Genomic DNA, 18,651 nt, shown 5'->3' on the forward strand with positions numbered 1-18,651 from the left:
GCACATCAGGAAGTCCACGTAAGACATCTCGTCGACGTCAGCGGGCTTGATGTTCCACAGCAACAGGAGATACGGCTTGTACTGGGCTACTTTCCTTCGGTGACGGGGTTGACGCCATCCTGGTGTGCCTCGGTAGGGTCCGGCCGCTCCTCGGCGGGCTCCTCGCTGTCCGGCTCGCCGGGGGCATCGGGGATGAACTGGAGGGCCGCGTAGTTGTAGTCCAGCTCGTCGTACTCGACGTGTTCGCCCAGGCGGCGCCGCGCCAGCCAGAAGAACGCGTTACGGCCGGTACCTCCGTGACTGTTGAAGCTGTCCACCAGGTAGCCGATGCTCGCTCCAGTGACCTTCTCCAGAAGGATCACCTCGCGGTTGGACAGATGGTCTGTGTCAAAGGGATAGTCGATGTCGTCGAGGACAAATTTGGCCATTGTGGACTCCTATTCCAGTTTGTCGATGAACCGCTCGACGACGTCGAACGCCTCTTGTCGAATGCGTGGGCCGCCCGATCGCATCGCGTCGTCAAACCACGCCGGAGGCGCGGACTGTGCGACCCAGATGTCCCGGTTGCCAAACACGGGGTGTTTCCAACGGCCCTCGTTGAGATGACCGGGCAGCGTGCGTTGGTCAGGCGGGAGCACGTTCTTGTTCAGGTGGATGCGCACATTGGCCGACGTGCCCGAGGTGCTGACCCGTGCCCGGACCGAACGGGCGATCGTCGCTCGCAGGCCTGCGCGAGCATGCGCGCGGTTCTTCGCCCGGTCGGTCGCCTTGCGGCGGCCCAAGGCCGTTGCGGCACGGGCCGCCCGAGCCGACGCGCCACCACTGGCGCCGGTCACTGAAAGCGACTGCACCCGACTTTGCGCGTCCTGGACCACCGGGGCCGCGGCTTCCCGCATCGCGCGAGCGAGTTCCCGTCTCAGGTCTCCCCGCCCGGCCTGCTTGAGCTGAACGGCGAGGCGCCGGAATTCCTCGGTGCCCTCGACCTTGACCGCGACCATGAACGGCCTCCTGCCCAGGCACGTGCGGGACGGGATGCCACAGGGGTTCGCGGCGCTCACGCTGGACCGCGCCCCTCGAACGGGTGAGCACACTTGCCTGCCCGGCGATCCGGAAAGGCGCGATGTCAATGCCGTTACAGAAGCGCTATACAACCTCGCGCAGGTACTCCAGGCCGAGTAACGCCATGGTTCGTCTTAGTCCCCTTAGTCCTGGATGCAGCCGAGCGGGCTTCCAGCGAGACAGAGGCCGGTATCATGTGGAACCCTCCTCGTTATGCTCCCTACCGTCCGACGCGTCAGCGACTATGAATGGATCTTTGGCGAGGCCCGTCGATGGTATGACGGGGCGGGCTCCATCGTGATCAAACGCAACGATCTCGCTGCCGTGACCGCGACGGACCTTGCCCGCGCGCTTCGAAAGGAGCGCGAAGACGAGGTCGAGCCCGAGCCGGTTCTTATCGATCACGCACCGGATGATCAGTACGAGCCCAAGGAATCCATCGTCGAACCGATTTCCTTCGTGCTGACTGATGATGGCCACCTTGCCGTCAACATCAGCTTCGAGGGTAACGAGTACCTCGACAACGATGACCAACTTCAGGCTGTGGTGACGCCACTGATCAAGCCGCTGCTACAACGAAACAGGGCGGATCTAATCTCCCTCAGCGTCGATGGTTATCGATCCTCCGCCCCGTACTTCCACACCGCCGTGCTTGGGATTCCGACCCGAGGCAAGACCCTTCAACACCTGTACGACACTGCCGAGAGTGTCGTAACCCTTCTTGAGGCTGCCACATCTGGTGAAGTCACGCGCCAGACGGTCATTGATCTCATTCTTGGCGGCCGCGCGGACCTCCTAATTGGACAAAGGGAAGGACCTTGGCTCGACGTCAAAGCTCAGCACTACGATTTCTCGAACGGCGGTGGACAGATCTCCCTGACCCAGGCGATCAGCCGGTTTGGCAACGCCGAAGAAGGTGGCGCTGTCGTTGTCGGAATGGAGACCAAGAAGGTGCCAGGTGGCGAGTCCATCAAGTCGCTTAAGCCGGTGCCACTCGACGGGAATATCCTCCGCCGCTATCGCCAAGTCCTTGAGAATCGCCTTTTCCCGTTCCCCACTGGCTTGAAGATCGACGCTGTTAGCACGAGCCCTGGCAGCGGTCTTGTGGTTGTGTCCATTCCGCCCCAGGACGAAGAACTGAAACCGTTCCTTGTCCACGGAGCCATCGTGGACGGCCGCGTTGAAGGCGCCTTCATCAGCATCGTGAGACGCAGCGGGGAAGACTCGATCCCCATCACTGCGCAGCAAATTCACAGCACTCTCGCCGCTGGCCGAGCACTTCTGCGGCGAGGACAGCTACCCAAGATATGACCGTCGCAACAGGACTAACGAATCACGCGACTGTGTCCGCCGTGGTGTAGGTGACTTGAATGGGGACGTTGGTGTCGTCGCTTTCGATGACAAGGTCTGCTTTGGCTTCCACAATGTCGGGGCCGTCGACCTGGACCGGGTTGGACTCGAACCGGGTGCCGGGCAGGATGATGTCCAGCGCGGCGTTGACCCCGGTGGCGATCAGCCCGCCGGTGAAGGTGATCTGGACTGGTCCCCAGGTACCGGCGCGGTAGGCGTCGTAGACCTGGGTGCGGTTGAACTCGGCGTCCAGGCTCAAGGTCAGGTCGCGGAAGTCGTTTTCGATCTGCTCGTCTTTGAGTCCTGATGCGCCAAGGAAAAACCGGTCCGTGGCCATCGGGTTGGTGCCCTTGAGTTCGAAGCCGGTGACCCGGTTCAGCCGCGTGCCGCCGGTCACGGACACGATGCCGTTGGTGGTCGACGCGGTCCCGCCCGCTTTGATGGTGCACTGTGCGAAGTGGAACGGGCGCATGGGCGGGTAGTTCGCGACGGCCAGTGCAGGGGCGTCGGGGACTTCGTCCCAGGCGTCCAGGTCCAGCTTGAGCCGCAACAGATCGTTGACCTTCACGCCTAGGGTCCACTCGGTGATCCGGGCGCCGATGTAGTTCAACGCTGCCACGGGATAGCCGCTGACCGGTTCCGGGACGCCCTTCTGGATGGTGAGGGATTTCGATCCGAGAGGCGCCGGTTGAATGCGATGGATCTTGCCGCCGGTCGGTGCGGTGTCGGTGATGACCGGTGTGCCGCCAAGCGCGTGCTTCCACACGACACTGAAAGACCGGTCGGTCACCGGGAGTTCCACAGAACCCTTGGCGGTTCGGGTGGTGCGGACGTCTTGGGAGGCGCGGCGGTACTGGCCTCCGGCCTGCAGGACGTCGTTGCGCACGGTGTTGAATTCCCCGGCGAGCGATTCCTTGGTGAACGGCAGGAATCGAGTGGGGGCCACGGCGGTGCCGATGGTGGCTTCCTCGCCGATGCCCAGCTGAGCGGACAGGCCGGTCCCGGTTGGTGCCATGGGTGGTTACTCCTCTCCCTTGCTGGCGGGCTTGCGGGGTGCGACGAGGTCCCAGCCGGGTTGCTCGGCCAGCAGTTGGGCCAGGTGGGCGGGCAGGGTGATGACTTCGGTGGGCTGGATGACCCGCCCGGCCGCCGGCAGTCGTCGCGGTTCGCCGGTCATGTTGCGCACCTTGGCCGTGGCTTTGGGGCTCTCAGGCATTCGGGGATGCTCCTAGGTGAGGCGTGCTCGGCAGGTCACGGCGAAGGTGAGTTTGGCGAGCGATCCTTTGGCGTATTGGAGTTGCGACAGCGCGATGTCGCCGGAGACGTGGGCCCAGAGCACGGCGCCGCCCAGGGTGATGTCCGCGCCGGGCTCACCGGGTCGAAGCAGGCGTTCGACGGCCGCCATGATGGCGTAGGCGGAGTCCCGGCGGGCTTTCATGGTGGTGTCGCCGGAGCGGGCCACGGCGGTGCAGGTGATCGCGAAGGTTTCGGCGCGCTGCCCGGCGCCGAGGTCGGCGAAGGTTTGCGTGCCTGCCACCGATTCCAGGTTGTCAGGGGTGTCACCGATGAACAGCATGCGGTGATCGGCGAGGTCGGTCACGGGTGGACCGTCGTAGACGTGCACGCGGTGCAGCGGTCCGCCTGGCTTGGCTGCGGTGGTGCACAACGCGAGTAGCCCGTCGATGGCCGCGGGGATTCGGGAAACATCCATCGTTTAGCCCACCTCCGGGGCGCGTCGGTAGCGCTCTAGCAGTTCCAGCGCGCGGTTGGGGACCGCGAAGCCCAGGCCGGGAATGGGTTCGCTGACCGCGTAGTCGTCATGTGCCAACGCGGGCAGGCCGTCACTGCCGTTTTGGGTGCGCCACAAGTGGTCCAGGATGATCCGCCCAGCCAGCCGGATACCTCCTGGTGTCACCGGCCGCCCGGCCCGGTAGGTCGCGCGCCAGGGGCCGCCGGTAATCCACCGGCCGTCTGTGCGGCGCAGGATTCCAGTGTCGTTGTCAATGTCGAGATCGGACACGGCGTGCGCAGTGCCGTAGTCCAGGACCGGGGTCACCGACTGGAGGGCCACCACGGGCGGCTGTCGCAGCACGAGCACGGCTACCCGATGTTCGTCGTGGACCTCGACCACCGAGCGGGGCACGACCGGGCCACACAACGCCTCGATCACATCGGTCACCGACGTCAGGTAGTCGCGGATCTCCTCGTCATGGTCGGTGGTGGTGATGTTGAGTTGCCGCTTGCCGTTGGCCAGCGACAGCAGCAACGGCACATTGGCAGGCTCGACGTCGAACGCATCGGTGTAGGCGTCATTCGGGCCAGTGAAGACCCAGCGGACAAGGTGCCGCCCGGCCAGCACAGGAACGAGGTTGTGCCTGTACTGGCCGACCTCGCCGGGCGGATTGATGACCGCCGGAGTGGCGCTCGTGCCGTCCGGTGCCGTGATGGTGAGGGTCACCGTGGCCGCGTTGGCGAGCTGGCCGCCGGCGGCGTGGCACTCGGCCGTCAGCTCTACAGTGTCCCCGAGATCGAACGGCATCCCCTCACCCCCATCACGAACCGGTGGGTTTGCGGCGTGCCTTGCCCGGAGTGGCCGTGGTGGATGTCGGCATGAGTCCGTACCGCTGGGCCTCGCTGACCGGGATGCGCATTCCAGGTGTGGCGTAGAGGAAAGCGGCGTCCGGGTGGCCTTCCTGGACAAGGCGGTCGTCCGTGGTGCGGTACAGCCGGGCGGTGATCTCCACCTGGCCGCCGGACACGACCGGGGACACGAGCCCCGGCGTGGTGTTCTGGTTGGTCGCCACCGTCTGTACCTCCTACAGCTCGACGACCCACAGCACGACGGTGAACCGGCCAGCGGTCAGCGCGGCTGTGCCGATGCTGAGCACGATCGGCCGTCGGGCGGTGGTCTTCACGGGTGGACTGGTGGCGGTGAGGCTGGCCCGTTTCGGGCCGGTCCCGTTCCACGGTGCAGCCGTTGCGGCGGCAGCTGTCTGGATGTCCCCGGCAGCCTCCGCCCGCAGGGCGGCAGTGCCGTTGGCGGAGACCAGGGCGCCATCGACATGGAGAAGCGCGTCCACGATGATCGCGCCAGCCGGGACAGCATCGCCCCTCAGTGGGATGTCGCCGACCGCGCCACCGTCTACAGCGAAGTCGTAGACGGCAGCAACGGGTTTGAGACGGCCGAGGCCCACACCGCCGAGGACCTTGCCGGTGTTGTCGATGATCGGCATGTCCGGGTCTCCCTCAGATTCCGGTCACGGTGCAGAACGCGGCCGGACGGTAGATCACCAGCGCGGCCCGCACGTCAGCGCGGACGGCCTGCTTGCCGTTGATGAAGAAGTCCGCGTGGCTGTTGGACACCTGCACGTCCACGCCTCGCCGGGTGGACAGCTCGGAGAAGTTGGCGAAGTCGCCGACCAGGGCCGTGTTTTCCGGTCCGGCGTCGGACTGGATCACGCCGAGGCCCCAGATGCGCTCGGGTCCTGCTTCGCTGGGGCTGCCCCAGATGTAGATGCCGTCGGCGGTCCGCAGTAGACGGATGTCCTGCCAGTCAAGCGGGTGGATGATGGCCGCGTTGGGCAGGGCGCGGCCGGTCACCCGGACCTTGACCATGCCCTTGTAGATCGCGTCCGGTACCGGGTCGCTTCCCTTGGCCTGTGTCTGCGTGCCTGGTGTGTTGAGGAAGCCGCGCAGGTTCGGCGCCGTCCCGGAGCCGACGAGGATCTGGCCGTCCATCCGTTGGCGCAGCATGAACGGCAGCCGGTTGTTGACGTACCCGCGTGCCTGGGGCTCGTCTTCCAGCTGGTCATCGGTGATGGGCAGCCACACGCTGATCTTGCGCACCGGGCTGGACTGCTCGGCGAGCTGCAACGCGGCTTCCGGGTAGGTCCCGCCTTCGGCGGTTTCGGCGGCCGTGTTGGTGAACACGGTCTCTTCCATGTAGACCACGGCGGCCTGGGTGGTGCTGGTCCCGGGGATGAGGTCGATGACCTGGACCGGGCGAGTCGCGAACGGGACCACGGTGCCGGTCCGGGTGGTCTCCGGCAGCCACCCGGCCGTGGTCTGAAACAGTGCCTTCAGTTCAATGTCCAAGTGCGACTCGGGGCCGACCTGTCCCTGAATGCCTTTGTAGGCCGGGGATTCGGTGAACAGCTGGCCGAGGCTCTTGGTTTCCCCCGGTCGAGTCGGGGTGGTGGTGCCGGTGTCGGCGCCGGGCTCGGTGCGTTCCGGGTCCTGGCGCGACCGGGCGAAGGCCTTGGCGACGGTCTGGAGGTCGTCGACCTTCTGGCCGAGTTCGTCCAGCTCGTCGTTACGGGCACGGATCTCGGCGACTTTGTCCGTGCTGGTCCCGGACATGGACTTGATCAGGTCCATGTCCAGGTCGGGGCCAGCTTCGGTGAAGATGTCATACAGTTCCTTTTGCTTGGCGGCCAGGTGGTCCTGGGCCTCCTTCAGCGCAGGAAAAGGCATAGGGTTCTCCTTGGCGAAGACGTGCGATTACGCGGTGAATGAGGGGTGCGGGTTCGCCCGGCGTGCGAGAAGCCGCAAGTACTCCCGCTGGATGTCGTTGTTCGGCGGGGTTTCGGGCGTGGCAAGCAGGGATGCCAGGCGCTTCAGCTCGGTGTCTACTTGGGTCAGTAGTTCCGTGGACTGGGCGCCGAGGCCTTTGCCTTTGGTCTGCCGCTTCGCCAAGACGTCTGCGGCTCGTTCGTTGAGGGTGGTCACGGCGGTCAGGACCGCTTGTGCTTCCTCGACGAAAGTCATGGTGCTGCTTTTCACGGCGAGCGTTCGAGTGTCCACACCTGCGCCGCGCAGGACCGGGGACACTTCGTGGACCCGGACGCTTTCGAGGAACCGGACCGGCCTGTCGTCCTTCTCGCCGTAGGAGAACGCGACCGGGTCGTAGCCGTAGGACCACTCTTGAAGCTCGCCCATGGCCTTGATGACGGCGAAGGTGTCCTTACCGGCGGTGGTGTCCAGGAAGAACTGGCCGTCAAGGATGGCCTCGGTGTCGGTGGTGCGGATGACGCCCTTGCCGACGGGTAGGGCGCCCTGCCATGTGGTGTGTCCGTAGGCGGAGATGCGGACCGGGGCGCCGTCGGTGAACGCTCCGGGGACGGTTACGTCGCCGTCGGAATCGATGGTGTTGAGGGTGGCGAATACTGCGGTCACTTCGCCTCGGTCGGCGTCCTTGATCTGAACCCGGAGGCTTTTGGTATCCATTACAGGTCCTCCTGTTCGAACGGTGCGCCTTGCGGCTGGGTGGTGTTCGGGCGCTGGAGCTGGACGGAGAACAGGCCGGTGTGGCGCAACAGGCTGAAGTCCTCAGCGGCCACGGAGGCAACGACTGTGCTTGCCTCGTACCCGGCGTCCACGAGTTGGCGGATGGTGGACGCTTGGCGGGCTTGGATCTCGGCGACGTCGCGCCGGTCCTCGCGCAGAAAGGGGATGTCGCGGTCGTCGTACCACAGCGACGCCAGTTCACTGGGTGGCAGGATGAGGGTCTGAAGGCTGGCGGCGGCCATCCGCCACAAGGGCCTGATCGTTCCGTCGGCGAACCGGCGCCGGGCTTGCGCGTAGTTGCTGTATGTTGCGGCGGCGAGGCCTTCGGACAGGCCGACGATCACGGGCGGGACGCCAGCCGCGGCCGCGATCCTGGTTTCGCCGTGGCCCTGCACGCCCTTGAGGTCCAGTTGCTGGAAGTCGGTGCCGATCGTTTTCGCGTCCGCGCCACCGCCCAGGAACAAGGTCTTGTATGCGTTGAGGGCTCCCCTGTGGCGGGCGTCCATCGCGGCGCGGAACCGTTCGAACCGTTCGGGCTGGACGTCTTTGTCGAACGTCACCACGAGACTAGGCACGGCGCCGTTCTCGAAGAACCGTCGCTTGTGGAGGGTTGCGGCTTTGTCGGCGGCGATCTCTTCGAGCACCGGGCTGAGCCAGGACATGCCGCGCCAGCGGGCTTGGGGGTCGGGAATCGGTGAGTAGTGGCTGACTTCGTCGGCGAGCAGGGCGACCGGTTCGCCGTCGCGGGGCTGGTAGTCGAACCCGATCACCTGGGCGTCCAGGGCGTCGGGGTCGCCTGACTCTGAGCCGATGACGATCGTGACCCGGTCTGGTGACATCCTCACAATCCGGCGTCCCGGGCCGGTCGCGGCCCGTCCTACTCGCCCGGCTTTGTCCACGGTGGTGGCGTAGAAGTTGCCGGCAAGCGAGACGTCTGATTCCATCCGGGCGAGCAGTTCGCCCGTGGTGCCGGTCGGCCACGGCTTGGCCAGTAGGCCCAGTTCGGGCGACCCGAACAGATCACCGGGCCGCCCGCCGTCGCTGATCTCGCGCCACGCGAACCGGGCTTCGGCAAACACCAGCTGCCGCACCAGGATGCACGAGAAGATCACGCCGTTGGTTTTGTATGCGTGCTGGACGTAGCCCGGGAAGTCGTTTTCGATGCGTTCCCGGCCGTTGCTGGAGGTCTCCCAGGTCCGGCGTAGGTGGTCGAGCTGCCAGAAGGGTGGCTCTGTCCAGTTCTTGCGGTCGCGTCCTGGTGGGGTGGTGAACTTCTGGGAGAGTCTCACTCGACCTCCACCAGGAACAACGCGGCGAGCGCCGCGACCAGTACACCAGCGACGATCAGTCCGGCCGCGACGGACAGGACCAGTACGCCGGACACGATGAGACCGGCCGCGATGACCAGCAGAACGGCAAGCGCGATCTCGTTGGGCGACATGGTTTTCTCCTTAGGCGTACACCGCCCAGGGGTCGGCGGTCGGCTCCTCGTCGGGCATGGTCATGGCCGCCTGGAGCGCCAGCACGTCCGCGATCCCGGCATCGATCTTGCGGCGGTCCGGTCCTTTGACGAACACGTACTTCGTCCGGCCGTCGTCGTCTTCCTCACGCAGGTGCACTTTCTTGCGGTGCATGGCAAGCACGTGATCCGTGGTGATCGCATCGCCGTCGTGCGAGTACAAGCTTTCGGCCACAGCGGTCAGCCACCGGTCACACGCACGGGACATCCGAATGAGACTGTTGGTGTCAAAGAAAATGACCCGCTCGTCACCGTAGGTCTGGGCCCAGCCCTCGATTTCGGTGTGCCACTTCGCCGGGTCGCACAGCATCAACCCGACCCGGTAGTAGTCGAACGCCCACGCCACCGTCTCGTGAACCTCCGAGCGCGGGATACGCCAACCTCGCGGAGCCTTCGGCGGCCGGGTCCACACGCGAATCACGAACGTGTGAGGCTTGCCGTCGATGACCGTGCACGCGCGCAGCGCGGTTGCGTCGTCGGAGATGGACCCGTCGAAGCCCAGCCCGATCCGCGCGCCACGCGGAACCTGGATGTCCGGCCGGGCCAGGGAAGTCCACCGCTTCTCTTCCACCGCCTTCAGCCGGTCGTCGGCTGGCCGGTTGAAGAAGAACTTCAACGCGTCTTCCCACTCGGTGTCCGGGTCGCGGATCTCCGCGACCAGCCGATCCAGGTCAACCCAGTGGGCATCGCCGTAGGCCACCGCAAGCGCAGCGCGCAACACTGCGTCCGGCGCGTCCTCGCTGACTTCCGGCGCTTCCACCGCGTCGTAGAAGATCCCAGCCGCGGCCTTCTTGACGGCCTTGTGGGTTTCCTCGGCTACCGACTGCTCGCCCGGCGTGTAGCTGTTGGTGGTCTCATACGACCGGCCCTGCATCTTGGCTACGTTGCGGCGCAACGTGCGCGCGAGCTTGCGACCACCGTTCGACAGCAGCCACAGGTGTGTCTCGTCCAGGACCGCATAGGTGATGCGCTGGCCCTCACGGGAACCGGCCGACGCGGTGACCGGCTCCAGCTTGCCGGGCCGGTCCCGCAGGAAACACCGGGTCAACCCAACGTCGATACGCAGCTCGTCCGCCGCGCGGCCGTCGTTGGCTACCAACATGTCGTAGAGCGCGCCGTAGGTGTTGTCGGTCTGGTCCTCGGAAACCGCCGCGAGCTGGACCCAGGGCGGCGGGTCGCCGGCAGTGCCCCAGGGGCGCCCGACGGGTTCGCCGTAGGCGTCCCATCCGGCGAACCGGACCGGTCCGGCGAGCTCACCAATCGCTTTGCCTGCTTCGAGAGGGCTCTTGCCCCAGCCTTTCGACCGTCGGGAAGCACCACGGCGGAAGAGGAACGCGCCGGTGACCGGGTCCACGGCGTACCAGCGGATCACCAGCCGGGCTTGTTCGTCGGTCAGCAGGAACGGCGAATCGGCGTCGTTGGGGGCGGGTAGGAATTCGGCCCACCATTCCAACAGCGACCAGCCGAGAGACGGAAACTCACCGGGATATCGGGGACCACGCCAGGGCATCGCGCCCCCCGACCGGTCAATCGTCCTGTTCGGACACCACCTTCAGGTGGGAATACCGGCCCGGTCGCGACGACGGCGGCGGCGCGTCGCCAGGTTCGATGATCTGCATCCGCAACCGCTGCCGATCCTCCGGGGTAGCGCCCAGTTTCCCCACCCTCAAACGCAGTTCCGGCGCGACCGACGCCACACCCGACCACAACTCAGCGTGCAGCAAAGCCGTGTCCAGCAGGAAGTCCCAGTCCGTAGGGGTCATGGACTGTGCCTGCGGTGAGGTACGCCAGGTGTTCCACCACCGACGGGTCTGTTCCGGCCAGTCCACTGTGTCCGGCAGTTCAGGCCCCCGTACCTCACCGTCCGTGACAACGACAGTGGTCGGGGTCGGATCGACGTTGCGGCGTCGCCGTTTCGATGGGTCTTTCGGTGTGGGGCCACGACCGGCCATGGCCACCACCACCGATGTCATTCGTGCGCGTACAAGGCGCGCGCGTGCTCGTCGATGTCGAAGTCCGGCCCAAGTTGTTCGCTGCTGACTTCGAAGTATCGAGACGGCAGGGCCGCCTCGGCCAGCTCTTGAGTTCCATGAAGTTGCAAGTTGCACACCATGCAGAAGAAGACCCGGGGGCCGAGGCTCGCCCGCCAATACGACACTACAACGCCGTCGTACTCACCATTGCCCAACGCCTCTACTTCGTAGTCAGAATCCCGGGCGACGTCTACGTCCCCGAAGAGCCGAGCCTTTGACCCACACTCAGGGCAGACACAGTCAACTACGCCGCCGCTGGGGAAGAAGTCGTCTGGATCAAGGGTCCGTCGTTGCCCTTCAAGTTCGCCGCATGCCATGTCGAACGCGGCTTCACCAAGGGCTTCCTCCAGCCGAGTCAGCCGCGCGCGGGCCGTAGCCATCTTGACCGCGACTTGGCGGGAGATCTCCGTCCTATGCTCGTCCAGGAGCGCATCAACCGTGTAGATGTGTAGCCCGAAGAAATCTTTTCGCTCGATGCTTAGCCGCTCCAGCAGCACTCCGAGGACAGACAAGCAGTCGAGCAGGACGTACCGCAGCTCCCCAGTGGCACCTACGTGAATCGCCCCGTTGCGGACATCAGCGATGCGCTTTTGCCGATCCTTGGCCACTGGAAGGTCGCCGAGCAGTTTGACCAAGCGATTTATCACGACCTGTAGGCCGATGGTCTTGATGCCTTTGGCCATCAGATCAGGCTGGGTAGCGAGCAGGAATAGCGACGCCTCGTGCTGGTCGGTCAGCTGGACCAGCAGGACTGGGTTCTCCCGCCAAAGGGTCGCCTTCCCGAGCAGCTCTACAGCCATAGGCGCCATTACGGCCACTTTGGCCTGGTCACCCTCGGTCCAGGCGTCGAGAGCCTCGCCGATCCAGCGCTTGGCGCCTGTGATCAGCACCGCCTCAGACGTCGCCTTCGCATCTGGCGTGGTCAAGGCAGAGGCGTGTGCTGTGTTCTGCTTCGATTCGGATGATGCGGTCACTCCCGTAGCATGCCACCACACCCGGTGTCAGTCGCCCACGTTTCCGTCAGACTCCAGACCCGTACATAGTCTTAGGAGGGTAGGGAATGGGTCGTGTTTCCCCTGGTCAGCCTCGCGGCTCCGGGTACCCCCTACCTGGTCCGTCCCCTCCACCCGTAGTTGCACGCAGCGTGAGCAGCGCCCAGTGGTCCATTTCGGCCACCGAAGCGAATCGGAATGATGTGTTCAGCTGTCCTGGGCTCATTGGGCAGGAAGGGGATGCCACACAGACAGCAGTGGGTGGCCGTGGCGATGACGGCTTCGCGGCGTCGTCGGTACGCGGCACCGTATCCACGCTGGGTGGTGCTCCCTCGCCGGGCGGATCGGACCCGTTCACGCTGCCGCCGGCAAGAAACGCAACGCGTCGCAGTCGTGGGGGTACGACAGTCCAGACAGGGCCGCTTTGCCATGGCAGCTCACCGTCCAACGCCGCGCTATCGTGTCCACGCGCGACACCTCATCGCGGCTAGTCAGGCCAGTTCTGTGATTCCGTACAGGATGCGCAGGCGATGCCCGGTGGTGTCGCTGTGCGTCCATGGCAAGTTGACACGCGATGGGTTCTCCAAGGTTGCGGTGTAGCCAGGCACCCGATTCAACGGCGTTAGTTGCATGATGTCGTTCAGAGCGGTGAGGGCAGCGGGAAACAGCTTGTTGATGAAGCGGCGCACATCCAGCACGAGTTGCCCGGCGAGCGGGTCGGCTGGCTTTGGCGCGCCCGTGCGCCGGACAGTGACGCTGTAGCGGCCAGTCCCTGGCAACCACTTAGCCTGGATCCACCGATGAATTGTCGTGCGGGGCGGCGTGTAATAAGTGAAAGTGCCTTCTGACCTGCGATAATGAGAGTCTCTGAGGTTCTCAAGTCGCGTGTGGTGGAAGGCACTTTCAGTGAGATTGTCGCATAGGTGGTCGAGGGCGTCCGTCCGGTTCGATGAAGAGAATCTCGTGTCGTGCGCGGGGTTGGTGCCGGTGATGGCACTGGCCGAACGGGCCAGGATGTCGCAGCTGGTCACGGAGAAAGTGGAGATCACGAACGCGCCGATCCCGTCGACCGGAGCGAACCCGGCGGGGAAGGTCGCCGCGATCGTAGCCGGGATGGTCGCAGGCGCGGACTGTATCGATGATCTGGATGTGATCCGCCACGGCGGAATGAAACGGCTGTTCAGCGGGGTGTACGCGCCCTCGACGCTGGGATCGTTCCTGCGGTCGTTCACCCACGGCCACGTCCTGCAGTTGACCGCGGTGCTGCGTGCGATGCTGGCCACGCTCGCCACCACAACGCCGGTGCTCGCAGGGGTAGAGCAGATGACCTATGTGGACATTGATTCGCTGCTGCGCCGTGTGTATGGCAAGAAGAAGCGGGGCGCGCGGTTCGGGCCTGCGAAGGTCGGTGGCTACTCGCTGCTGTTACGCGGGTTGTCGCCGCTGGTGGCGACGATCTCCAGCCCGCTCGCGGCGCCGCTGATCGCCGCGATGCGGCTGCGTGGTGGCAACGCCGGCTCCGCGCGGGGCGCGGCCGGTCTGCTCGCCGAGGCCTTGAACACTGCGAAAGCGGCCGGAGCACGGGCAAGGATCCTGGTGCGTGCCGATTCGGCCTACTACGCCGGCGCCGTGGTGTCCGCCGCTCGCCGCGCGGGCGCCCGATTCTCCATCACCGTGACCCACAACCGTGCGATCCAGGCCGCGATCGCGACCATCCCCGCCGATGCGTGGATCCCGGTGCGCTACCCCGGCGCGGTCGAGGATCCCGACACCGGGGAGCTGATCTCCGATGCCGAGGTCGCCGACACCGGGTACACCGCGTTCGCCGGGACCCGCCACGAGATCACCGCGCGACTGGTGGTGCGCCGGGTGAAAGACCAGAACCACACCGACATCTTGTTCCCGGTCTGGCGCTACCACGCGTTTCTCACCGACACCACACAGTCCACCGTGGACGCTGATCTCACCCACCGACGCCACGCGATCATCGAAACCACCTTCGCCGACCTCATCGACGGCCCCCTGGCACACCTGCCCTCCGGGCATTTCGACGCCAACGCCGCCTGGGCCGTCTGCGCCGCGATCAGCCACAACCTGCTGCGCGCCACCGGATCGCTCGCCAGCGTCTTTCACGCCACGGCCCGGGGTGCGACCCTGCGCCGCCACCTCGTCTGCGTCCCCGCCCGTCTGGCCCGGCCCCAAGGCCGCGACATCCTGCACCTGCCGCAACACTGGCCCTGGGCCGATGCCTTCACCGGCCTGCACGCAGCGGCAACCGGCCCACCACACGCCGCCTGACCACCACCAATATCGCCTCACCAGGCCCGACCGGAGAACACCACGTGGACACGCTGGACAAGCCAGCCGAACCCACACGCCCCGAACCAAACGCCAAGATCAACAAGCCATCCAAGATCCACAACAAAACCAATCGGTGGATTCAGGCTTAGCTGCTGTGGCGCCACCTGGTGGCTGCACCTGGATGCCCAGAGTGTCGGCTGTCCAGCCGGGGTGTCCTTCCCGCAGAAAAGACCTGAGGCGTGATTGGGTTTCGCTGGACACGGTAACCATGTAGGTGCCGCCATCGCGCATAAGGTCGAGAGCCTCGTTGTGCACGCTGTTACGTAGCCATCGCAACACCTGGAAGGTTCGTTGCATCTCGCTGCCGACTTTGGTGTAGTCATAGAGAGTCGGCGCGTGGGTTTGTAGGTTGGATTGCCACTTGCCCCTCTTCACTCTCTGCCAGGCCGCACCGATCCCGCTGGTGTTCAGCATGAGTATGTGGTCGACAATGCGGGCAGTGATATCGAACGCGCTAACCAGCGTGAAAAGCAGCGAGTCGAGTTCACAGAGCATTTCCTCAGGCTCGTGTTCGATCATGGTTGCCGAAAGGCCGAAGATGTTGTCGCGGAACTTGAATGCCCGCGACACCCGAGTGAGGAAGGTCTTATTCAGCGACTCCAGAGTTAGGTCACTATTGGTGTCGCACCAGGCGCGGCCAGCTTGGTTCCATCGCTCAAAGGCTGGCATGGCGATGAACGCGGCGCAGTGCCGCATCGAGGTGGGATGCCATCGAACGCTCTTGCCGCCGATGATGACTGGCTGGTAATGCCAGCGCAGATACAGCCCCATCAGGGCGAGCGCCTCCTCTGGGGAAACAATGTTCGCCAGGTGTTTGCCGTGGGGACGACCACGTTCAGCCAACAACCACCTGCGGGCTGTGATGAACAGGTCGGCTTCCAGCTCGCTGCCAAGCCGGTAGAACAAGACACCAGCGCGCGCATCCGATTCGTCGAGCTGATGCTTAGCCACCATCCGAGATGCTTCCTCGACGGCCTGCTTGTAGTAGTCGATGCCGGTCCAGCCCACGCCAGCCGCCGTCTTGTACTGGACGGATAGGACGTCAGCGTCCGGGGAAGAGTCCGGTTCCTCGAACACCACCGCCCCTTCTTCATCAAGGTCATCGGCGACGAACTGCACCTCGAATGCTGGGTGAGCAAGGTAGCTGCGCAGCACTGCGGCGGCGTCGGGGTAGCCCGTACTGCCGCTCCCGAGGAATGGATAACCGTGGAACTCGCCCTCACCATCGACCGGGCCTGACGTCAACGGCTGGTCGACCAAGACCTTAAAGGATTGACGCGGGACAGTCCGATCGAACGGGTTGGGATCGCGGGATGACCGCAGTGCAGGCAGGGCGTATGGGAGGATCGGCACTGGCCTACTAAACCACCACGGCACGGCACGCGGCGCGCCATTTCTCCACCAGCTGGCTGGCGTCGAGTCGGGTAAGGCGTGTCCTGGTTATGCGGTGTGTTGCCCCCACGAGGCGTGCCCTCGCTGGCGCACCTGCCCCAGCGGGGAGACCACGTGGGCGGTCTGGTCGGTGGGGCTGTCGAGGCCGAGGATCTTCGCGCGCCTCTCCATGATCTTCAGGACCCGGTCCACAGCGGACCCGTCCCCGTCGCGGGCTGCGCGCCATAGTCCCATCAGCATGGAGTCCAGCCGCGTCAGTTCGAGGTCCCGCACGTCGGCCGCCAGCTCGTCGGCGACGGATGCCAGGGCCTGCATGACGGCCCGGTGCGCCGTGCCTCGGTGGGAGTACCCGCACTGTTGGGCGATCTGTTCGTAGCTGGCGCCTGCCTTGCGCAGCTCCAAAGCACGGGCGCGGCGCTCCGCGGCCACCTGACGCTCTGAGGTCATCGGCAACCCCCTGGAGCCTCACGGGATGCGGGGTCACCAGTCCGGGCTGGACTCCGCCTGGCCGAGGAATTCAAGCCGTGCCTCGGGATCGTCGCGGAAGCACCCGGCCCACGCGCGGGTGACCGTAGTTGAGTGTGGCTGGGTGACGCCTCGCACGCTCACGCAGGTGTGCGTCGCGGTCACCATGCAGGCGGCGCCCTTGGCGGGCAGGTCTTCGTGGATCGTGCGGGCGATCTGTTCGGTCAGCCGCTCCTGCAGCTGCAACCGCCGGGCGAAGACGTTCACCAAGCGCGGGAGCTTGGACAGGCCGAGCAGCCGCCCGTCACGCGGGATGTAGCCGACGGTGGCGGTCCCGGAGAACGGCAGCATGTGGTGTTCGCACAACGACGCGAACCGAATACCGGACACCACGACCAGGCCGTCCGCTCCCTGCTCCGGGAACACCCGGTCAAGGTAGGTTCGCGGGTCGTCGCGAGTGCCGGCGGTCATGTCGGCCAAGGCCCGCGCTACCCGGCCCGGGGTATCGCGGATCACCGGCTGGTCGGGGTCGTAGCCCGCGAAGCGCAGCAACACACGTACCGCGTCACAGGCGTCCGTAAATCCTTGCGGCGCTGTCTGTTCAGTCTGGCTGGTGGTCATGGGTCATCGGCCCCTTTCGGTGTCCCAGATGGCGATGTGCAGGCGGGGCGTGATGTTGAAGCCGTACTGAATGGCGGGCTCGGCGATCAGCCGGAGATGGTGCCGGGTGTCGGTGTCTGTCTGGCCCTCGGGCATCACCCACACCGTGGACGGGTCTAGGCCGAGCCGGTCCGCCAGCGCGGCCAGCTCGGCGACGTCGCGCCGGTCGCGGCACACCGCCTTGAAACAACCGCGGCCCGCGTCAGCCAGCTGCCGGAACGTCCGCAGTGGCTTCTCTCGGATACGAGACCGTTCCGACACACCGGAGTTCGCCAGCTTCACGCCGATGTTGAACCGGACCGGCGAATCCATGAGTGCCTGGGTGGGCATGATGCTGCCGTTGGTCTCGATCTCGATTTCCAGACCGGCCAACAGGGTAAGCAGCCTGGCGAATGCGGGGGAACGCTGTTGCCGCAAGGGTTCCCCGCCCGTGATGACAATCAGCGGTACAGCCATGGCGCGCAGCTGCCCGGCGATGTCGTCGACGTCCCGGCGCTCCAGCTCGATCCGCAGATCAAACCGGGTGCCGTCCCAGGTGTAAGCACTGTCGCACCAGGAACAGGTGAAGTTGCAGCCGCCCAATCTGAGAAACCCGGCTTGCCGTCCGAGGCTCGGGCCTTCGCCTTGCACGGTGGGGCCGAACAGTTCCGAGATCTCCAGGGTCACCGCACGATCGGGGCCGTTCATCGCCGCGCATCCGAGGTAGGTCCTGTGGGCGGTTGCCAGGTTGCCTGGTTCAGGTGGGTTTCGGTCACCGTCACCTGGGCGACCTGGACGCCGTCGGTGTCCGCGATGTGCGCCAGGGCGTCGCGGGCGACCTTGCCGAGCAGTTCGGCGACCGCTTCGACGGTCGGCCAGTTGGGCATCACATACACGTTGCCGTACTCGGCGAGTAGCTCGGCCAGCGGGTCGCCCTTGCCCAGCATCACGCCGTGGTCCAGGTTGTCGTCAATCCACTCGCGCAGCAGGCGTTTGACCGTGCCGAACTCCACGACAACCTTGTCCTCGGGCAGCTCGGTGGCGCGCAAGGTGACCGCCACCCACCAGGAATGCCCGTGCAGGGACTGACACTTGCCGGGCAGATGCGGCAGCCGGTGGCCGGTCTCGAAGTTGTGCCGGACAGTGATGGTGTGCACGCTCATTCTCCCCGGCTGACCATGTAGGTGGTGGTGGACGAGTCGTGGCCGATGTCGTCCTGGACCCCGACCACGTCCAGGTGAATGGCGCGCAGCCGGTAGTCCCCGCCCAACTTCTCCCATTCCGGTGCTACCCAGCCGTCCAGGTGGGCGAAGATCCGGTCTGCTACGTCTTCGTTGGTGGCGTCCCGGAACACCTGCCGGGTGAGCTCGTGAATCCGGGCTCTCAGCGCCTCGTTGGTGTCCTTGAACGACGGGTAGCCGTGGCGGCCCAGGGTGTCGTACACCACCAGAACCCGGCCGTAGTGGGAGTGTGCGCGCAGTCCCATCGGCTTGTTGGCGTTGGTGAAGAAGATGTCGAACGGGCCAACGGAAACGGTGCGGTGCAAGGTATCCAC

24 protein-coding genes are annotated in these 18,651 nt (G+C 65.4%); 2 read left to right on the forward strand and 22 right to left on the reverse strand.

All coding sequences use genetic code 11. The features are described 5' to 3' along the window. Positions 1–86: 86 nt before the first annotated feature. Together JOF56_RS28350 and JOF56_RS28355 are read right to left on the reverse strand one after the other, a co-directional pair. Positions 87–428 carry a hypothetical protein gene (locus tag JOF56_RS28350; RefSeq protein ID WP_209642535.1) on the reverse strand — a complete coding sequence of 114 codons (342 nt, stop codon included), beginning with the start codon at positions 426–428 and terminating at the stop codon, positions 87–89. Between the two features lie 9 nt (positions 429–437). Further along, a complete protein-coding gene (locus JOF56_RS28355; RefSeq protein ID WP_209642536.1) occupies positions 438–998 on the reverse strand; it encodes a hypothetical protein in 561 nt (186 codons plus the stop codon). A 274-nt stretch (positions 999–1,272) separates the two neighbouring features. On the opposite strand from JOF56_RS28355, the gene JOF56_RS28360 reads away from it, so the two are divergent. Continuing rightward, a complete protein-coding gene (locus JOF56_RS28360; protein WP_209642537.1) occupies positions 1,273–2,370 on the forward strand; it encodes a hypothetical protein in 1,098 nt (365 codons plus the stop codon). Between the two features lie 22 nt (positions 2,371–2,392). Here JOF56_RS28360 and JOF56_RS28365 read toward each other — a convergent pair whose 3' ends face one another. The 14 genes from JOF56_RS28365 to JOF56_RS58310 all read right to left on the reverse strand — a co-directional run bounded on the left by JOF56_RS28365 (position 2,393) and on the right by JOF56_RS58310 (position 13,270). Next, entirely contained in the window at positions 2,393–3,424 is a 1,032-nt protein-coding gene (locus tag JOF56_RS28365) for a phage tail tube protein (protein WP_209642538.1), read from the reverse strand. Between the two features lie 6 nt (positions 3,425–3,430). After that, complete coding sequence (locus tag JOF56_RS28370) at positions 3,431–3,625, reverse strand: hypothetical protein (protein ID WP_209642539.1); 195 nt, start codon at positions 3,623–3,625, stop codon at positions 3,431–3,433. A 12-nt stretch (positions 3,626–3,637) separates the two neighbouring features. Continuing rightward, a complete protein-coding gene (locus JOF56_RS28375; protein ID WP_209642540.1) occupies positions 3,638–4,120 on the reverse strand; it encodes a hypothetical protein in 483 nt (160 codons plus the stop codon). A 3-nt stretch (positions 4,121–4,123) separates the two neighbouring features. Beyond that, positions 4,124–4,948 carry a head-tail connector protein gene (locus JOF56_RS28380; RefSeq protein ID WP_209642541.1) on the reverse strand — a complete coding sequence of 275 codons (825 nt, stop codon included), beginning with the start codon at positions 4,946–4,948 and terminating at the stop codon, positions 4,124–4,126. Positions 4,949–4,961: 13 nt separating this feature from the next. Next, entirely contained in the window at positions 4,962–5,213 is a 252-nt protein-coding gene (locus tag JOF56_RS28385; protein ID WP_209642542.1) for a hypothetical protein, read from the reverse strand. A 12-nt stretch (positions 5,214–5,225) separates the two neighbouring features. Next, positions 5,226–5,642 carry a hypothetical protein gene (locus JOF56_RS28390; protein ID WP_209642543.1) on the reverse strand — a complete coding sequence of 139 codons (417 nt, stop codon included), beginning with the start codon at positions 5,640–5,642 and terminating at the stop codon, positions 5,226–5,228. Positions 5,643–5,655: 13 nt separating this feature from the next. After that, positions 5,656–6,882: a phage major capsid protein gene (locus JOF56_RS28395; RefSeq protein WP_209642544.1), complete on the reverse strand. Its 1,227-nt coding sequence runs from the start codon at positions 6,880–6,882 to the stop codon at positions 5,656–5,658. A gap of 27 nt (positions 6,883–6,909) precedes the next feature. After that, positions 6,910–7,635: an HK97 family phage prohead protease gene (locus JOF56_RS28400; RefSeq protein WP_209642545.1), complete on the reverse strand. Its 726-nt coding sequence runs from the start codon at positions 7,633–7,635 to the stop codon at positions 6,910–6,912. Continuing rightward, positions 7,635–8,984, reverse strand: a complete 1,350-nt coding sequence (locus tag JOF56_RS28405; protein WP_209642546.1) for a phage portal protein — start codon at positions 8,982–8,984, stop codon at positions 7,635–7,637. Before JOF56_RS28405 ends, JOF56_RS28400 begins: the two co-directional genes overlap by 1 nt. Next, positions 8,981–9,136: a hypothetical protein gene (locus JOF56_RS28410; protein ID WP_209642547.1), complete on the reverse strand. Its 156-nt coding sequence runs from the start codon at positions 9,134–9,136 to the stop codon at positions 8,981–8,983. Before JOF56_RS28410 ends, JOF56_RS28405 begins: the two co-directional genes overlap by 4 nt. Positions 9,137–9,146: 10 nt before the next feature. After that, positions 9,147–10,724 carry a terminase large subunit domain-containing protein gene (locus tag JOF56_RS28415; protein ID WP_209642548.1) on the reverse strand — a complete coding sequence of 526 codons (1,578 nt, stop codon included), beginning with the start codon at positions 10,722–10,724 and terminating at the stop codon, positions 9,147–9,149. Positions 10,725–10,740: 16 nt separating this feature from the next. Continuing rightward, the gene (locus JOF56_RS28420; protein ID WP_209642549.1) at positions 10,741–11,166 is read right to left on the reverse strand and encodes a phage terminase small subunit; all 426 of its coding nucleotides are present in this window, start codon (positions 11,164–11,166) and stop codon (positions 10,741–10,743) included. Between the two features lie 17 nt (positions 11,167–11,183). Continuing rightward, positions 11,184–12,221 (reverse strand): hypothetical protein, encoded by a 1,038-nt coding sequence (locus JOF56_RS28425; protein WP_209642550.1) that lies wholly within the window; start codon positions 12,219–12,221, stop codon positions 11,184–11,186. Between the two features lie 509 nt (positions 12,222–12,730). After that, entirely contained in the window at positions 12,731–13,270 is a 540-nt protein-coding gene (locus JOF56_RS58310; RefSeq protein WP_245381305.1) for a hypothetical protein, read from the reverse strand. On the opposite strand from JOF56_RS58310, the gene JOF56_RS28435 reads away from it, so the two are divergent. Continuing rightward, positions 13,152–14,537, forward strand: coding sequence for an IS1380 family transposase (locus tag JOF56_RS28435; protein WP_443667647.1), 1,386 nt, complete (start codon positions 13,152–13,154; stop codon positions 14,535–14,537). The two genes, JOF56_RS58310 and JOF56_RS28435, sit on opposite strands and share 119 nt — an antisense overlap. A 99-nt stretch (positions 14,538–14,636) precedes the next feature. On the opposite strand, the gene JOF56_RS28440 is transcribed toward JOF56_RS28435, so the two are convergent. From JOF56_RS28440 to JOF56_RS28465, 6 genes are all read right to left on the reverse strand, one after another. Next, entirely contained in the window at positions 14,637–15,860 is a 1,224-nt protein-coding gene (locus tag JOF56_RS28440; protein ID WP_209642553.1) for a C-type lectin-like domain-containing protein, read from the reverse strand. A 180-nt stretch (positions 15,861–16,040) separates the two neighbouring features. After that, the gene (locus JOF56_RS28445; RefSeq protein ID WP_209642554.1) at positions 16,041–16,439 is read right to left on the reverse strand and encodes a hypothetical protein; all 399 of its coding nucleotides are present in this window, start codon (positions 16,437–16,439) and stop codon (positions 16,041–16,043) included. Positions 16,440–16,472: 33 nt separating this feature from the next. Beyond that, positions 16,473–17,078, reverse strand: a complete 606-nt coding sequence (folE, locus tag JOF56_RS28450; protein ID WP_209642555.1) for a GTP cyclohydrolase I — start codon at positions 17,076–17,078, stop codon at positions 16,473–16,475. A 3-nt stretch (positions 17,079–17,081) separates the two neighbouring features. Then, positions 17,082–17,804, reverse strand: a complete 723-nt coding sequence (locus JOF56_RS28455; RefSeq protein WP_209642556.1) for a 7-carboxy-7-deazaguanine synthase QueE — start codon at positions 17,802–17,804, stop codon at positions 17,082–17,084. Next, positions 17,801–18,253: a 6-pyruvoyl trahydropterin synthase family protein gene (locus JOF56_RS28460; RefSeq protein WP_209642557.1), complete on the reverse strand. Its 453-nt coding sequence runs from the start codon at positions 18,251–18,253 to the stop codon at positions 17,801–17,803. Before JOF56_RS28460 ends, JOF56_RS28455 begins: the two co-directional genes overlap by 4 nt. 2 nt (positions 18,254–18,255) lie before the next feature. Continuing rightward, on the reverse strand, positions 18,256–18,651 hold the full coding sequence (locus tag JOF56_RS28465; protein ID WP_209642558.1) for a hypothetical protein: 396 nt from the start codon (positions 18,649–18,651) through the stop codon (positions 18,256–18,258).

The sequence above is a fragment of the Kibdelosporangium banguiense genome (genome assembly GCF_017876405.1).
Taxonomy (GTDB): domain Bacteria; phylum Actinomycetota; class Actinomycetes; order Mycobacteriales; family Pseudonocardiaceae; genus Kibdelosporangium; species Kibdelosporangium banguiense.

What these genes read in the sequence shown, in the direction of transcription:
- JOF56_RS28350 (WP_209642535.1), bottom strand. Translation starts at nt 428, where the DNA reads ATGGCCAAATTTGTCCTCGACGACATCGACTATCCCTTTGACACAGAC.
- JOF56_RS28355 (WP_209642536.1), bottom strand. Translation starts at nt 998, where the DNA reads ATGGTCGCGGTCAAGGTCGAGGGCACCGAGGAATTCCGGCGCCTCGCC.
- JOF56_RS28360 (WP_209642537.1), top strand. Translation starts at nt 1,273, where the DNA reads ATGCTCCCTACCGTCCGACGCGTCAGCGACTATGAATGGATCTTTGGC.
- JOF56_RS28365 (WP_209642538.1), bottom strand. Translation starts at nt 3,424, where the DNA reads ATGGCACCAACCGGGACCGGCCTGTCCGCTCAGCTGGGCATCGGCGAG.
- JOF56_RS28370 (WP_209642539.1), bottom strand. Translation starts at nt 3,625, where the DNA reads ATGCCTGAGAGCCCCAAAGCCACGGCCAAGGTGCGCAACATGACCGGC.
- JOF56_RS28375 (WP_209642540.1), bottom strand. Translation starts at nt 4,120, where the DNA reads ATGGATGTTTCCCGAATCCCCGCGGCCATCGACGGGCTACTCGCGTTG.
- JOF56_RS28380 (WP_209642541.1), bottom strand. Translation starts at nt 4,948, where the DNA reads ATGCCGTTCGATCTCGGGGACACTGTAGAGCTGACGGCCGAGTGCCAC.
- JOF56_RS28390 (WP_209642543.1), bottom strand. Translation starts at nt 5,642, where the DNA reads ATGCCGATCATCGACAACACCGGCAAGGTCCTCGGCGGTGTGGGCCTC.
- JOF56_RS28395 (WP_209642544.1), bottom strand. Translation starts at nt 6,882, where the DNA reads ATGCCTTTTCCTGCGCTGAAGGAGGCCCAGGACCACCTGGCCGCCAAG.
- JOF56_RS28400 (WP_209642545.1), bottom strand. Translation starts at nt 7,635, where the DNA reads ATGGATACCAAAAGCCTCCGGGTTCAGATCAAGGACGCCGACCGAGGC.
- JOF56_RS28410 (WP_209642547.1), bottom strand. Translation starts at nt 9,136, where the DNA reads ATGTCGCCCAACGAGATCGCGCTTGCCGTTCTGCTGGTCATCGCGGCC.
- JOF56_RS28415 (WP_209642548.1), bottom strand. Translation starts at nt 10,724, where the DNA reads ATGCCCTGGCGTGGTCCCCGATATCCCGGTGAGTTTCCGTCTCTCGGC.
- JOF56_RS28420 (WP_209642549.1), bottom strand. Translation starts at nt 11,166, where the DNA reads ATGGCCGGTCGTGGCCCCACACCGAAAGACCCATCGAAACGGCGACGC.
- JOF56_RS28445 (WP_209642554.1), bottom strand. Translation starts at nt 16,439, where the DNA reads ATGACCTCAGAGCGTCAGGTGGCCGCGGAGCGCCGCGCCCGTGCTTTG.
- folE (WP_209642555.1), bottom strand. Translation starts at nt 17,078, where the DNA reads ATGACCACCAGCCAGACTGAACAGACAGCGCCGCAAGGATTTACGGAC.
- JOF56_RS28455 (WP_209642556.1), bottom strand. Translation starts at nt 17,804, where the DNA reads ATGAACGGCCCCGATCGTGCGGTGACCCTGGAGATCTCGGAACTGTTC.